This is a genomic window from Bacillus sp. es.034, assembly GCF_002563655.1.
Lineage (GTDB): Bacteria > Bacillota > Bacilli > Bacillales > Bacillaceae_B > Rossellomorea.
Genome location: NZ_PDIY01000001.1, coordinates 3,386,985 through 3,402,145, shown reverse-complemented (window position 1 = coordinate 3,402,145; position 15,161 = coordinate 3,386,985). Strand labels below are relative to the sequence as shown.

The 15,161-nt window shown below is 43.8% G+C and carries 12 protein-coding genes; all 12 read left to right on the top strand.

Features of this window, described 5'->3' with window-relative positions:
• Positions 1–45: 45 nt before the first annotated feature.
• A complete protein-coding gene (dxr, locus tag ATG71_RS17315) occupies positions 46–1,188 on the top strand; it encodes a 1-deoxy-D-xylulose-5-phosphate reductoisomerase (protein ID WP_098441888.1) in 1,143 nt (380 codons plus the stop codon).
• 121 nt (positions 1,189–1,309) lie between these two features.
• On the top strand, positions 1,310–2,566 hold the full coding sequence (gene rseP, locus ATG71_RS17310) for an RIP metalloprotease RseP (RefSeq protein ID WP_098440749.1): 1,257 nt from the start codon (positions 1,310–1,312) through the stop codon (positions 2,564–2,566).
• Between the two features lie 144 nt (positions 2,567–2,710).
• The gene (locus ATG71_RS17305; protein ID WP_098440748.1) at positions 2,711–4,414 is read left to right on the top strand and encodes a proline--tRNA ligase; all 1,704 of its coding nucleotides are present in this window, start codon (positions 2,711–2,713) and stop codon (positions 4,412–4,414) included.
• A gap of 100 nt (positions 4,415–4,514) precedes the next feature.
• Positions 4,515–8,834: a PolC-type DNA polymerase III gene (locus ATG71_RS17300; protein WP_098440747.1), complete on the top strand. Its 4,320-nt coding sequence runs from the start codon at positions 4,515–4,517 to the stop codon at positions 8,832–8,834.
• Between the two features lie 187 nt (positions 8,835–9,021).
• Positions 9,022–9,492, top strand: coding sequence for a ribosome maturation factor RimP (rimP, locus tag ATG71_RS17295; protein ID WP_098440746.1), 471 nt, complete (start codon positions 9,022–9,024; stop codon positions 9,490–9,492).
• Positions 9,493–9,527: 35 nt separating this feature from the next.
• Positions 9,528–10,661: a transcription termination factor NusA gene (nusA, locus tag ATG71_RS17290; RefSeq protein WP_098440745.1), complete on the top strand. Its 1,134-nt coding sequence runs from the start codon at positions 9,528–9,530 to the stop codon at positions 10,659–10,661.
• A 12-nt stretch (positions 10,662–10,673) separates the two neighbouring features.
• The gene (gene rnpM, locus ATG71_RS17285) at positions 10,674–10,943 is read left to right on the top strand and encodes an RNase P modulator RnpM (protein ID WP_098440744.1); all 270 of its coding nucleotides are present in this window, start codon (positions 10,674–10,676) and stop codon (positions 10,941–10,943) included.
• A gap of 10 nt (positions 10,944–10,953) precedes the next feature.
• Positions 10,954–11,256 (top strand): YlxQ family RNA-binding protein, encoded by a 303-nt coding sequence (locus ATG71_RS17280; RefSeq protein WP_098440743.1) that lies wholly within the window; start codon positions 10,954–10,956, stop codon positions 11,254–11,256.
• A 20-nt stretch (positions 11,257–11,276) separates the two neighbouring features.
• The gene (infB, locus tag ATG71_RS17275) at positions 11,277–13,451 is read left to right on the top strand and encodes a translation initiation factor IF-2 (protein ID WP_098440742.1); all 2,175 of its coding nucleotides are present in this window, start codon (positions 11,277–11,279) and stop codon (positions 13,449–13,451) included.
• Entirely contained in the window at positions 13,448–13,726 is a 279-nt protein-coding gene (locus tag ATG71_RS17270) for a DUF503 domain-containing protein (RefSeq protein ID WP_098440741.1), read from the top strand. Before infB ends, ATG71_RS17270 begins: the two co-directional genes overlap by 4 nt.
• Before the next feature lie 53 nt (positions 13,727–13,779).
• The gene (gene rbfA, locus ATG71_RS17265) at positions 13,780–14,148 is read left to right on the top strand and encodes a 30S ribosome-binding factor RbfA (RefSeq protein ID WP_060669663.1); all 369 of its coding nucleotides are present in this window, start codon (positions 13,780–13,782) and stop codon (positions 14,146–14,148) included.
• 100 nt (positions 14,149–14,248) lie between these two features.
• The gene (truB, locus tag ATG71_RS17260) at positions 14,249–15,154 is read left to right on the top strand and encodes a tRNA pseudouridine(55) synthase TruB (RefSeq protein WP_098440740.1); all 906 of its coding nucleotides are present in this window, start codon (positions 14,249–14,251) and stop codon (positions 15,152–15,154) included.
• The last annotated feature ends 7 nt before the right edge of the window (positions 15,155–15,161 follow it).

The following is a 15,161-nucleotide window of genomic DNA, read 5'->3' as shown; positions in this document are numbered from 1 at the left end:
ATGGAGTTAAGGTGAGGAAGGTTGTAATCGGGAGGAGTGTAGTTGTTGAAGAAAATCAGCTTAATGGGGGCTACAGGGTCAATTGGGACACAAACCCTGGATGTCATCCGGGAACATCCTGAAGAATTTAGACTGACAGCCATGTCTGTCGGCAAAAATATAGAAGAAGCCAGGAAGATGATCACTGAATTCAATCCCAGGCTCGTATCTGTACAGCGCAAAGAAGATGCTGAAACATTATCGAGGGAGTTTCCTTCATCTGTAAAAGTCCTTCATGGTGATGAAGGATTAGTGGAGGTAGCATGTCACCAGGATGCTGATATCCTTGTGAATGCGGTACTTGGGAGTGTAGGATTATATCCTACACTCCAAGCCATCGAGGCTGGGAAAACGATTGCGATTGCCAACAAAGAAACCCTGGTAACAGCCGGTCATCTGGTCATGGAAGCAGCAAGGGCAAAAGGGACGTCCCTTTTGCCTGTGGATAGTGAACATTCCGCTATCTTCCAGGCCCTTCAGGGAGAGCGTGAAAAGAATATAGAAAAGTTGATCATTACGGCGTCAGGTGGAAGTTTCAGAGATCGTACGAGGGAAGAATTGGTCGGTGTCACGGTACATGAAGCGTTGAATCATCCAAATTGGTCAATGGGGGCTAAGATCACCATCGACTCGGCATCCATGATGAATAAAGGGTTAGAGGTCATTGAGGCTCATTGGTTGTTCGATATCCCATACGACCGGATTGACGTTGTGCAACACAGGGAAAGCATCATTCACTCGATGATTCAATTTCATGACTCATCTGTCATGGCCCAACTGGGTACACCGGATATGCGTGTTCCCATTCAATACGCCCTTACCTATCCGGACAGGCTTCAAAGACCCGGTAAAAGGCTGGATCTGGTAGAAATAGGGAAACTCCATTTTGAAAAAATGGATTTAAACCGTTTCCGTTGTCTGGCTTTTGCATATGAAGCCGGAAGGATCGGCGGAAGTATGACGACGGTTCTGAATGCCGCAAATGAAGCAAGCGTAGCGCTGTTCCTGAATAATAAAATATCCTTCCTCGACATAGAAACCTATATCGAAAAGGCTATGAATGCCCACCAGGTTATACATAGACCTGACCTTGAAACCATACATGAAATAGATCTCGAGACCCGTCGACTCGTTTCAGGTTGGTTGTAGGCAACGGTCTTTAGCATTTTTACACAGTCTGTAACGTAGAATGATAGTGGACATGTATTTTACGGGATACTTTAACATTTAAATCTGTTACCAACAGGTTATAAAAAAGGTGGTTTTTTATTTGCAAACGGTGATTGCCTTTATTGTTATTTTTGGGGCTTTAGTATTTTTTCATGAACTTGGGCATCTAATCTTCGCTAAACGTGCAGGGATCCTATGCCGTGAATTTGCCATAGGGTTTGGTCCTAAAATATTTTCTTATAAAAAGGATGAAACAACCTACACCATTCGTTTACTGCCACTCGGAGGCTTTGTGCGGATGGCGGGAGAAGATCCGGAAATGGTGGAGCTCAAGGCTGGTCATCGTGTGGGGCTTGTACTCGATCAGGATGAAAAGATCGTTAAAATTGTCATGAATAATAAAGATCGCTATCCTAATATTCGTGTTATAGAAGTGGAAGAAGCGGATCTCGAACATAGACTGCATATCCGTGGATATGAGGAAGACGAGGAAGAATTGAAAACCTTCCCGATTTCACGAAGTGCGGTATTCATTGAAGATGGTGTGGAAACGCAAATAGCCCCATGGGATCGACAGTTCGCTTCCAAGACTCTTCCCCAAAGGGCATTGGCCATCTTTGCCGGACCATTATTTAATTTCATTTTGGCTTTCTTTATCTTTATCCTGGTCGGTCTATTACAAGGGGTACCGACAAACGACCCAGTCCTTGGGGAATTGACTGAAGACGGGGCAGCGAAAGAGGCAGGCCTTCAAAAGAATGACGTCGTCATGAGTATCGACGGGAAAGAAATTTCCACCTGGGATGATATCGTGACGATTATACAGAAGCATCCGGGAGATGAACTGAGATTCAATGTTGACCGGGATGGCTCAAATACTGAAATCCCTGTCACTCCAAAACCTCAGGAAATCGAGGGGAAAGAGATCGGCATCATAGGCGTTCACAGCCCCGTGGAGAAGTCGCCGCTCAAGGTCGTCTCCAACAGTGCCCAGCAAACGTATGAATGGACCAAAATGATTTTCGTCCTGTTAGGGAAACTTGTGTCTGGAGAATTTTCCATCGATGCATTATCAGGACCTGTGGGAATCTATCAATCGACAGATGTCGTGGCGAAATCAGGAATTTACTATCTGATGAGATGGGCGGCGATCCTCAGCATCAACCTGGGAATCATGAATCTACTACCGATTCCGGCCCTTGACGGAGGCAGACTACTATTCTTCGCCGTAGAAGCGGTCAGAGGAAAACCGGTAGATCGTCAAATGGAAGGGATGGTCCACTTCGTCGGATTCGCTCTTCTCATGGTACTCATGCTCGTCGTCACATGGAATGACATACAAAGATTTTTCCTTTAAAATTCAACGAATGAACCAAAACAGGCAGTTTCTCCCTTTGTAATCAAAAAATGAGGGTGTTACTGCCTGTTCATTTAAGTTAAAATAGTGAGAAGGAAATTCTTACACTACATAAATAATTTATATGGTATGAGGTGCTAGAAAATGAAGCAACAAAATACATTCATCCCGACTCTGAGGGAAACACCTGCTGATGCAGAGATCAAAAGTCATCAGCTTCTCATGCGTGCGGGATTCATCAGACAAAATGCCAGCGGGATCTATAGCTTTTTGCCACTGGGAAATAAAGTATTGAAAAAAGTTGAAGAAATCATCCGTGAGGAATTGGATGCAGCAGGTGCTGTTGAACTGCTTATGCCTGCCCTTCAACCTTCCGAACTCTGGAAGGAATCCGGGCGCTGGGGAACATATGGACCGGAATTGATGCGAATGAATGATCGTCACGATCGTGAGTTTGCCCTTGGAGCCACCCATGAGGAAGTCATCACCAGCTTAGTGAGGGATGAAATTAAATCGTACAAGCGCCTGCCTCTCACTATGTACCAGATCCAAACGAAATTCCGTGATGAGAAGCGTCCCCGCTTTGGACTATTGAGGGGAAGGGAATTCATCATGAAGGATGCGTACTCTTTCCATTCATCATTTGAAAGCCTCGATGAGACGTATGATGCATTATTTAAAGCGTATTCCAACATTTTCAGTCGATGCGGTTTGAATTTCAGGGCGGTCATTGCTGATTCAGGTGCCATGGGGGGAAAAGATACACATGAATTCATGGTGCTATCAGAGGTTGGTGAAGATACGATCGCCTATTCTGATTCATCTGATTATGCCGCCAACATCGAAATGGCTGAAGTGGTGGATGCCTACACGGAATCCAACGAAGAGGTGCATGAAATGGAAAAGGTGTCAACACCTGACGTCAAATCCATTGAAGAAGTATCCTCTTTCTTATCCGTAGAGAAGGATCAATGTATTAAGTCGCTTTTATTTAAAGTGGATGATGAATTTGTGTTGGTATTATCCCGTGGTGATCACGAAATCAATGATATTAAAGTGAAGAATCTTTTACATGCAAGTGTGGTTGAGCTTGCTTCAGCTGAAGCAACGAAAGAGGTCACCGGTTGCGAAATTGGATCGATCGGCCCCTGCTCGTCAAATGTGAAGATCGTAGCTGATCAGGCAGTCAAATACATTCGTAATGGTGTTACAGGGGCGAATGAACCAGGATATCATTTTACCAATGTGAATCCTGAACGTGATTTCGAAGTATCCCAGTATGCAGACCTTCGTTTCATTCAAGAAGGGGATCCTTCTCCTGACGGAAATGGGACGATCACATTTGCAAAGGGAATAGAAGTGGGACATGTTTTCAAACTAGGTACCAGATATTCAGATGCTTTAGGAAGCTCATTCCTTGATGAAAACGGCCGGTCTCAATCCGTCATCATGGGCTGTTACGGGATAGGAGTCTCCCGTACCCTAGCTGCGGTTGCAGAACAATTCAACGATGACAAGGGTCTCTTATGGCCAACGAATCTGTCTCCATACGACCTTCATTTAATTCCCATCAATATGAAGGATGAAGCACAGGCAACATTGTCGAACGAACTATATGACACATTTAAAGAAAACAGATATGATGTATTAATGGATGATCGAGCTGAACGTCCGGGTGTGAAGTTTGCCGACTCAGACTTGATCGGCCTGCCGATCCGCGTAACGGTCGGGAAGAAAGCCGGAGAAGGAATCGTAGAAGTGAAAGTCAGGAAAACCGGTGAAATGCTAGAAGTTCATAAAGATGAACTTCTCTCCAAGCTGCAAGATCTATTCAAGACTCTTTCTTAAATATAAAAGGGCTCGACTTTAAAGGAGGCCATCCTTTTGCTGTCAGCCCTTTTTATTCTGTAAACAAAATGATCCAAGAGTAGAAATGGGGGAAAGGAATATGGGAGAAAAGCCCCTGGGCAAAAGGGAAAGGTTTCAAATGCTGCTGCAGCAGTTAGGCTTAACAGAGGATGCCTTTGTGCAGTACTTCAGTCATGCTGAAATTGAGAAATTGGCAGTGTACCGCAAGGAAAAGAAATGGCATTTTTACTTCACGTTTGAAGAAATCATCCCTTGTAGCGTGTGGAGTAAATTTTCCATTGCACTACAAACATCCTTTAAACATATTGCGAATGTAGGCTATTCCATTAAAGTGTTGAATCCCAAAGTGACGGATCAGCATATTTTAGATTACTGGCAGGATTGTGTAAAAGAAATTCAAGGGATCTCACCACCCTTATTAAAATTATTAAATACCCAAAAGCCGAAAATCATTGGAAACAAAATCATTGTTCAGGCTTCAAATGATACAGAAGCAACACAGCTCAAAAGAAAATACGGAGATATCATCACCTCCACCTTCGAAAATTTCGGTTTTCCCAGATTTGTTCTGGATGCCGAGGTAAGTCAGGTTGAAGAACAAAGCAATGAATATGAGAAGTTCCTGGAAGAAAAGCTTAAAGAAGACCAGGAAAGAGCAAAACAGGCACTAATCGAAATGGAAAAAGCAGAAAAAGAGGGTCCAAGCGATGCGCCGAGTGGTCCATTTATGCTTGGGCTTACAATCAAAGACGATGCTGACTTCCGGAAAATCGAAGAAATTTATGACGAAGAACGCCGTATTGCCATTGAGGGTTATGTGTTTGACTGTGAAACAAGAGAACTCAGAAGCGGACGCACCCTGCTTACATTTAAGGTGACCGATTACTCAAGCTCGATATTAGTCAAAATGTTCTCAAGGGATAAAGAGGACGCAGCAGTCATGAACAATATGAAAAAAGGTATGTGGGTCCGCTGCCGCGGAAGCATTCAAAACGATACATTTGTACGGGACCTTGTGATGATTGCCAATGATGTGAATGAAATCAAGCCGGTACTCAGACTTGATACTGCCCCCGCAGATGAAAAAAGAGTAGAGCTGCACATGCATACTCCAATGAGCCAAATGGATGCCGTCTCTTCTGTGGCAACCCTAGTGGCCCAAGCAAAAAAATGGGGCCATAAAGCGGTTGCGATAACTGACCATGCTGTTGCACAATCCTTCCCGGAAGCGTATAACGCAAGTAAGAAAAATGATATTAAACTTTTATATGGTGTGGAAGCCAATCTTGTGGATGATGGGGTCCCGATAGCCTATAATGATCGGGATCTTCCCCTCGATGACAGCACCTATATTGTATTTGATGTGGAAACGACGGGGCTTTCCGCAGTCTACGACACCATCATTGAACTCGCCGCGGTGAAAATAAAAGATGGAGAGGTCATTGATAAATTCGAGTCATTTGCGAACCCTCATCATCCGCTATCAGCCACGACGATTGAATTGACAGGCATTACGGATGACATGGTACAGACTGCTCCTGAAATTAATGATGTCCTCCTTAGATATCATAAATGGGTGGGGGATGATATCCTGGTCGCCCATAATGCATCCTTTGATATGGGCTTCTTGAATGCCGGGTATCAAAAAGCAGGTATCGAGAAAGCTTCCAACCCCGTCATCGATACATTGGAGCTTGCAAGATTGCTTTATCCACAATTTAAGAATCACCGTCTGAATACACTGGCAAAGAAATTCGATATCGAATTGACCCAGCATCACCGTGCCATCTATGATGCAGAAACAACGGGGTATCTCCTTTTGAAGATGCTGAAAGATGCAGTCGAAAAAGGGATCACCAACCATAATCAATTCAATGATTATATGGGGAAAGGTGATGCGTATAAACGTTCAAGACCATATCACTGTACATTGATTGCCCAGACGGAAGAAGGACTTAAAAATCTTTATAAGCTCGTTTCCATTTCTCACATGAATTATTTCTTCCGGGTCCCGAGGATTCCTCGCTCCCAACTGCAAAAGTACCGCACGGGAATCCTGGTAGGTTCAGGTTGTGACAAAGGGGAAGTATTCGAAGGGATGATGCAGAAAGGGAAAGAAGAGGTAGAGGAAAAGGCCCATTTCTATGATTATCTGGAAGTCCATCCTAAAGAAGTGTATCAGCATTTGATTGAATTGGATCTTGTTCAAAGTCAGAAGAACCTGGAAGATATCATTCAAAATATCGTTGAACTGGGAAGGGAACTGGATATGCCTGTTGTGGCGACTGGAAACGTTCATTATTTAAATGAAACGGATAAAATATACCGTAAGATCCTCGTGGGGTCACAAGGTGGAGCTAATCCGTTGAATCGTCATGAACTTCCTGATGTCCATTTTAGAACAACGAATGAAATGCTGGATGCTTTCTCTTTCCTGGGTAAAGAAACGGCTAAAGAGATCGTAGTGGACAATTCGAATAAGATTGCCGACATGGTAGATGTCATTAAGCCGATCAGGGACGATCTATATACACCGAAAATCGAAGGTGCCGACGAGGAAATGCGCCGGATGAGTTATGCCATGGCGAAAAGCATCTATGGTGAAGATCTTCCGGAAATTGTCGAAGCAAGGATAGAAAAAGAGTTAAAAAGTATCATCGGACACGGTTTCGCAGTCATCTATCTGATCTCTCATAAGCTGGTTAAGAAATCGTTGGACGATGGTTATCTCGTTGGTTCACGGGGATCGGTCGGATCTTCTTTTGTAGCGACCATGACAGAGATCACCGAAGTAAATCCACTGCCTCCTCATTACGTCTGTCCGTCCTGCAAGAAATCTGAGTTCTTTGATGATGGTTCAGTCGGATCGGGCTTTGACCTGCCAAATAAGGACTGCCCGGATTGCGGAGTTCCTTATAAGAAAGATGGACATGATATACCGTTTGAAACCTTCCTGGGGTTCAAAGGAGACAAGGTTCCCGATATCGATCTGAACTTCTCAGGAGAATATCAGCCGAACGCCCATAACTATACAAAGGTGCTTTTCGGGGAAGACAATGTTTATAGGGCAGGTACAATCGGGACAGTGGCGGAAAAGACCGCCTACGGATATGTAAAAGGATACGCGAATGATCATCAGCTTCAAATCCGTGGAGCGGAAATTGACCGTTTGGTAAGTGGCTGCACCGGTGTCAAGAGAACAACCGGACAGCATCCTGGAGGAATCATCGTTGTACCTGATTATATGGATATCTTTGATTTCTCACCTATCCAATTCCCTGCTGATGATTCGAATTCAGAATGGAAAACGACGCATTTTGATTTCCATTCCATACATGACAATCTACTGAAGCTGGATATCCTGGGACATGATGACCCAACTGTCATCCGTATGCTTCAAGATTTATCCGGAATCGATCCCAAGACGATTCCTACCGATGACCCTGAAGTGATGAAAATCTTCAGCGGTACAGAATCCCTTGGTGTTACGGAAGATCAAATCATGTGTAAGACCGGGACACTCGGAATCCCTGAATTCGGTACGAGATTCGTCCGTCAGATGCTTGAAGATACAAAGCCGACAACGTTCTCCGAGCTGGTCCAGATCTCAGGCCTTTCCCACGGCACTGACGTATGGCTGGGGAATGCACAAGAGCTCATTCATAACAACATCTGCAATCTGAGCGAAGTGATCGGGTGTCGTGATGATATCATGGTATACCTGATCTATCAGGGACTCGAACCTTCACTTGCCTTTAAGATCATGGAATTTGTACGTAAAGGAAAAGGTCTGCAGGATGAATGGGTAGAGGAAATGAAGAAGAACGGTGTACCGGACTGGTATATCGATTCCTGCCTGAAGATCAAGTATATGTTCCCGAAAGCCCATGCTGCAGCATACGTATTAATGGCTGTTCGTATTGCGTACTTTAAGGTGCATCATGCACTACTTTACTACGCCGCTTATTTTACCGTTCGGGCTGAAGATTTTGATATTGAAGCGATGGTACGAGGATCACAGGCTGTAAGAGCCAAGATCGAGGAAATCAACAGTAAAGGCCTGGATGCATCACCGAAAGAAAAGAATACGTTAACGGTCCTGGAGTTGGCACTTGAAATGTGCGAAAGGGGCTATAAGTTCCAGAAAGTTGATCTGTACCGTTCAGCGGCTGCTGAATTTGTGATTGATGGGGACACTTTGATCCCGCCCTTCAATTCCATACCCGGACTTGGAACCAATGCTGCCATCAATATTGTGAACGCAAGGCAGGATGGGGAATTTCTATCTAAAGAAGATCTTCAGCAAAGGGGCCGTGTGTCCAAGACCATTATCGAGTACCTGGATAATCACGGATGCCTGGAAGCTTTGCCGGATAAGAACCAATTATCTCTGTTCTAAGACTGATACCATGGGAATTGTTTGCATAAACATGTTGATTATGGTATATTTTTATTGGAAATACTAAAGATAGCTCTAAAGGTAGAAGAGTGGGGTCGCACCCCACTCTTTCGTTATTACATGGAGATTTTTTGAACTATCATTTCTAGTCTTGGTGCAAGATTTTCCTATAGACCAGGAGGTAAGTATGAGCAAAATAACGACATTAGTAGAAGAAATCGTTACACCAATCTTAGATGACATGTCTTTGGAACTCATTGATATGGAATATGTTAAAGAAGGATCCAATTGGTTTCTTCGGATATTTATCGACAAAGATTCCGGTGTTGACATTGAAGAATGTGGAATAGTAAGTGAAAGACTTAGTGAAAAGTTAGATGAAATTGACCCAATTCCTCATAATTACTTTTTAGAAGTTTCTTCACCGGGTGCTGAACGTCCTTTAAAGAAAGACAAGGACTTCGAGAAAGCCATTGGCAAAAATGTTTATGTGAAAACATATGAGCCATTGAACGGCGAAAAAGCATTCGAAGGAACACTTCTTTCCTATACTTCAGAACAATTATCATTAGAAGTAACCATTAAGACTCGAAAAAAGAAGGTTGAAATTCCAACAGATAAGATAGCCATCGCACGATTGGCTGTTACATTTTCATAGGAACTAACCGCACTATAAAGGGGGATGAAACCACCATGAGCACTCAGTTATTAGATGCTCTAACTGTTTTAGAGAAAGAAAAAGGCATTGCAAGAGATGTCATAATTGAAGCTATTGAAGCTGCACTTGTGTCAGCTTATAAACGAAATTTCAACCAGGCTCAAAATGTCCGTGTAGACCTTAACCTTGATACGGGGACGATGAGAGTCTTTGCCCGTAAGGAAGTCGTGGATGAAGTGTTCGATTCCCGTCTTGAGATCTCAGTCGAAGACGCCGGGGAAATCAACCCAAGCTACGAAGTGGGAGACGTTGTTGAACTTGAAGTGACTCCTAAGGATTTCGGGCGTATTGCCGCTCAAACGGCTAAACAGGTTGTGACCCAGCGAGTGAGGGAAGCAGAGAGAGGAATTATCTATTCCGAATTTGTGGATCGGGAAGAAGACATCATGACAGGTATCGTCCAACGTCAGGACAACCGTTTCATCTATGTAGCCTTAGGGAAGATTGAAGCCCTCCTGCCGGTGAGTGAGCAAATGCCTAACGAAACATATAAACCTCATGACCGGATCAAGGTGTTCATCACAAAGGTAGAAAAGACGACAAAAGGTCCTCAAATCTTTGTTTCACGAACACACCCCGGCTTATTGAAGCGACTATTCGAAATCGAGGTTCCTGAAATTTTTGACGGAACGGTAGAAATCAAATCTGTTGCACGCGAAGCCGGAGACCGTTCTAAAATTTCTGTTCACGCAGAAAATTCTGAAGTGGATCCCGTAGGTGCATGTGTGGGAACCAAAGGTGCCCGTGTACAGGCAATCGTGAACGAACTAAAAGGTGAAAAGATCGATATCGTCCAGTGGTCGGAAGATCCCGTGACATTTGTTGCCAATGCTTTGAGTCCTTCTAAAGTACTGGATGTTCAGGTGAATGAAGAAGATAAGGCAACCAGAGTCGTGGTCCCTGACTATCAACTGTCACTTGCAATAGGTAAACGTGGTCAAAACGCTCGTCTTGCAGCTAAATTGACAAACTGGAAGATTGATATCAAGAGCGAGACAGATGCACGCGAATTAGGATTATATCCTCGTGAAGAGGCGTTTTTGCCTCAGGATGAAGAGGACGAGTATGACAACGAGCCTTTAAATATTGATTTCGAAAATCAAGATTAAGAGGTGGGCAAGATGGGTGTAAATAAGAAGATTCCCTTGCGCAAATGTGTGGCAACGGGTGAAATGAAGCCAAAAAAAGAAATGATACGTATTGTCAGGTCTAAAGAAGGGGAGGTTTCCCTCGATCCCACCGGTAAGAAATCGGGACGTGGAGCCTATCTCTCAAAGGATAAAGACGTCATTTTATTAGCGAAAAAGAAAAATACTTTAGCCAATCAATTACAAGCGAAAATAGATGATTCTCTTTACGATGAATTGATTAGCCTTGTAGAGAAGGAGTAACGTTTAGCGTATGAACCAAAATCGTTGGATGTCACTTTTAGGATTGGCGAATCGGGCACGTAAGATTATTTCAGGTGAAGAGCTTGTTATAAAAGAAGTTCGTAGTGGACGAGCGAAACTTGTCATTCTTTCCAAAGATGCTTCTGCTAATACAAACAAGAAAATCACGGACAAATGTAAATCGTATCATGTCCCGGTGTGCTTAGTGGAAAACAGGAATGACTTAGGTCAAGCCATTGGAAAAGAGGCAAGGGTGGTCGTCGCCGTAATGGATGCCGGCTTTGCCAAAAAATTATCCGAACTGCTCGATTGAATCTCAGTGGGGGTGAACATATGAGCAAGATGCGTGTATATGAATATGCAAAGAAATACAATGTTTCAAGTAAAGATGTGATCGAAAAATTAAAGCAACTGAATATTGAGGTATCAAACCATATGGCAACTATAGAAGATGACGCAGTAACAAAATTAGACGCGATGTACAAAGGAGATTCAAAAGGTCAGGGGAATAAAGCCACGAAAGAATCTAAACCAGGTGCATCCAAGTCAGACGAAGCTCCGAATAAGGAAAAAGTAAAGACAGCACCAAAAAGTCGTGAAGGAAAAAAACACGACCAACAGAACCAATCAAAGGAGAAGAAGGTCTTCAATAATAATAATAACAACAACAAAAACAGAAATAACAAACAAAATAAGCAGAACAAAAATTTCAAACAGGCTCCTCAACAGCAAACACCTGCGAAGAAAAAAGAGCTTCCATCAAAGATCACATTCTCAGAATCATTGACGGTTTCAGAACTTGCCAAAAAGCTTCATAAAGAACCATCTGAAATCATTAAAAAACTGTTCATGCTTGGTGTCATGGCAACCATCAATCAGGAACTGGATAAAGATTCGATTGAATTGATTGCAGGGGAATACGGAGTCGAAGTGGAAGAAGAGATCAAGGTAGACGCGACCGATCTTGAAGTATATTTCACTGAAGATACAAAAGAGCAAACAGTAGAACGTCCATCTGTCGTAACCATCATGGGGCACGTCGATCACGGTAAAACAACGCTTCTTGACTCCATCCGTAACACGAAAGTGACGGCAGGGGAAGCTGGCGGGATTACCCAGCATATCGGTGCTTATCAAGTGGAAGTGGACGAAAAGAAAATCACGTTCCTTGATACACCGGGGCATGCTGCCTTCACGACTATGCGTGCGCGTGGTGCCAAAGTAACCGACATTGCAATCATTGTAGTAGCTGCCGACGACGGTGTTATGCCTCAAACGGTTGAAGCAATCAATCATGCGAAAGCAGCCGAAGTACCGATCATCATTGCTGTAAATAAGATGGATAAAGAAGCTGCCAATCCAGACCGTGTCATGCAGGAGCTCACAGAGTATGAATTGGTTCCTGAAGCATGGGGTGGAGACACAATCTTCGTTCCATTATCTGCATTATCAGGTGAAGGAATCGATAATTTACTTGAAATGATCGTTCTTGTAAGTGAAGTGGAAGAGCTTAAAGCGAATCCAAATCGTCTTGCACAAGGAACAGTCATTGAAGCTCAATTGGATAAAGGCCGCGGATCAGTTGCCACTTTACTCGTTCAAAACGGAACGTTAAAAGTAGGGGATCCAATTGTAGTAGGTAATACTTTCGGGCGTGTCCGTGCCATGGTCAATGACCTTGGTCGCCGTGTGAAAGAAGCCGGCCCTTCTGCCCCTGTAGAAATCACGGGATTGAATGATGTTCCACAAGCAGGGGATCGCTTCGTCGTATTCGAAGATGAGAAAACAGCGCGTTCCGTTGGTGAAGCTCGTGCTTCCCAGGCGCTTCAAGCCCAGCGGGGAGAAAAGTCCAAGGTAAGTCTTGAGAACCTGTTCGAACAAATGAAACAGGGAGAAATGAAGGACTTGAACCTAGTGCTTAAAGCGGATGTTCAGGGGTCGGTTGAGGCGCTGGCCGCTTCGTTAATGAAGATTGAAGTGGAAGGTGTCAATATCCGGATCATCCATACTGGTGTAGGGGCGATCAATGAATCCGACATTACACTGGCATCCGCTTCTAATGCCATCGTAATCGGCTTTAATGTGCGACCTGACGTCAATGCCAAGCGTACTGCCGAAGCAGAGGGCGTAGAAATCCGATTACACCGTATTATCTATAAGGTAATGGAAGAAATTGAAGCGGCAATGCAAGGGATGCTTGACCCAGAGTTTGAAGAGAAGATCATCGGTCAGGCGGAAGTACGTCAAACATTTAAAGTGTCTAAAGTTGGTACGATTGCGGGAAGCTATGTAACAGAAGGTAAGATTTCACGTAATAGCGGAGTACGTCTCATCCGTGACGGAATCGTTATCTTTGAAGGTGAACTCGATGCCCTTAAGCGCTTTAAGGATGATGCGAAAGACGTAGCCAAAGGATACGAATGTGGTATTACAATAAAGAACTTCAATGATGTCAAGGAAGGCGACGTCATCGAAGCCTTCATCATGGAGGAAATTACACGTAAATGATCACGTATGTTGAATGTGAGTGCATGATTTATGACTCTCACTCATTAAAAGATAAGCGGGCTGTCCTGCAAAGGGTCATGTCACGTCTTAAACAAAAATTCAATGTATCGGTTTCTGAAATCGGACACCAGGATGTATGGCAGCGTACAAGGATTGCCATCGTCACTGTCGCTTCTTCCAAAGACGCGAGTGAAAGAGAGATTGATCATGCATTGAAATTCATGGATTCTTTTCCTGAGTGGGAAAGACTGGATACGCAAATCGAGTCACTATAAGGAACGCCTTATATCAACGTATAACCATTAACGACATATAAGAGGTGATATTGATGAGCCATCGTGCGAATCGTGTTAGCGAGCAAATGAAGAAAGAGCTCAGCGATATTATCGGACGAAAAATAAAGGATCCACGTATTGGCTTTGTAACGGTTACAGATGTACAAGTATCCGGGGACTTACAACAGGCAAAAGTGTATATTACCGTTCTGGGTGGGGAAGACCAAAGAGAGAACACTCTTAAAGGTCTTGCAAAGGCAAAAGGTTTCATCCGTTCTGAAGTAGGACAGAGAATCCGTTTGCGTAAAACACCTGAAATTATTTTTGAGTTTGATGAGTCGATTGATTATGGTAACCATATTGAATCTTTATTAAGAAAAGTTCAAGATGAACCAGAAGAGTCTAAAGATACAGAAGAGTAATATGAAAGGGCTGATCCGGACGGAAGTACCATTCCAGAGGATCAGCCCTTTATGTTTTATTTGAATGGATCCAATACAATACATACTGGAGGTAATAGAGATGAATGGTATCCTGCCCTTATGGAAGCCCAGGGGAATGACGTCCCATGATTGTGTCTTTAAGTTGAGGAAACTCCTCAGAACAAAAAAAGTCGGCCATACAGGTACCCTGGACCCCGAAGTCTCTGGTGTCCTGCCCATTTGCGTCGGACGGGCCACCAAGATAGCGGAGTATATAACAGCATCAGGAAAGGCCTATGAAGGAGAAGTCACGATCGGATATTCCACTACAACCGAAGATGCGTGGGGAGAAAAGGTTGAAGAAAAGAAGGTGGACCGTATCATAACGAGAACGGAGGTTGAGGAGATCCTTCAACGTCTGACGGGTGACATCATCCAGACGCCCCCAATGTTTTCGGCCGTTAAAGTAAATGGAAAGCGTTTATATGAATATGCGAGACAGGGAATAGAAATGGATAGACCTTCAAGGACTGTTCATATCCATAGACTGCAATTACTGGAGGAGTGGAATGAGTTAGCGGGCGATCACCCCTCATTCACCTTTGAAGTTGTTTGTGGAAAAGGGACTTATGTCAGGACGCTTGCCGTTGAAATCGGGAATGGCCTGGGGTATCCAGCTCATATGTCCGCTCTTACACGTACGCAATCAGCCGATTTTAGAAAAGAAGATTGTTTCACGTTCGAACAGATACAAGAGTTTGTTCAGAATGAAGAGCCTCAAAACCTTCTTCTTCCACTGGAAATGGGGCTTTCTCATTTGCCGAAAATGACAATTAGTGATACATTAGCAGAGAAAGTGAAGAACGGAGCACGCCTTGAAGAGCCTGAGGATTGGCAGGACGGTTCCGTAGTGATGGAGCATAAAGGCAAGGCCATTGCCATTTATCAGCGGCATCCTGACAAGCCTGGGATCATCAAGCCTGTCAAAGTGCTTTTCAACGACTAGTGAAAAA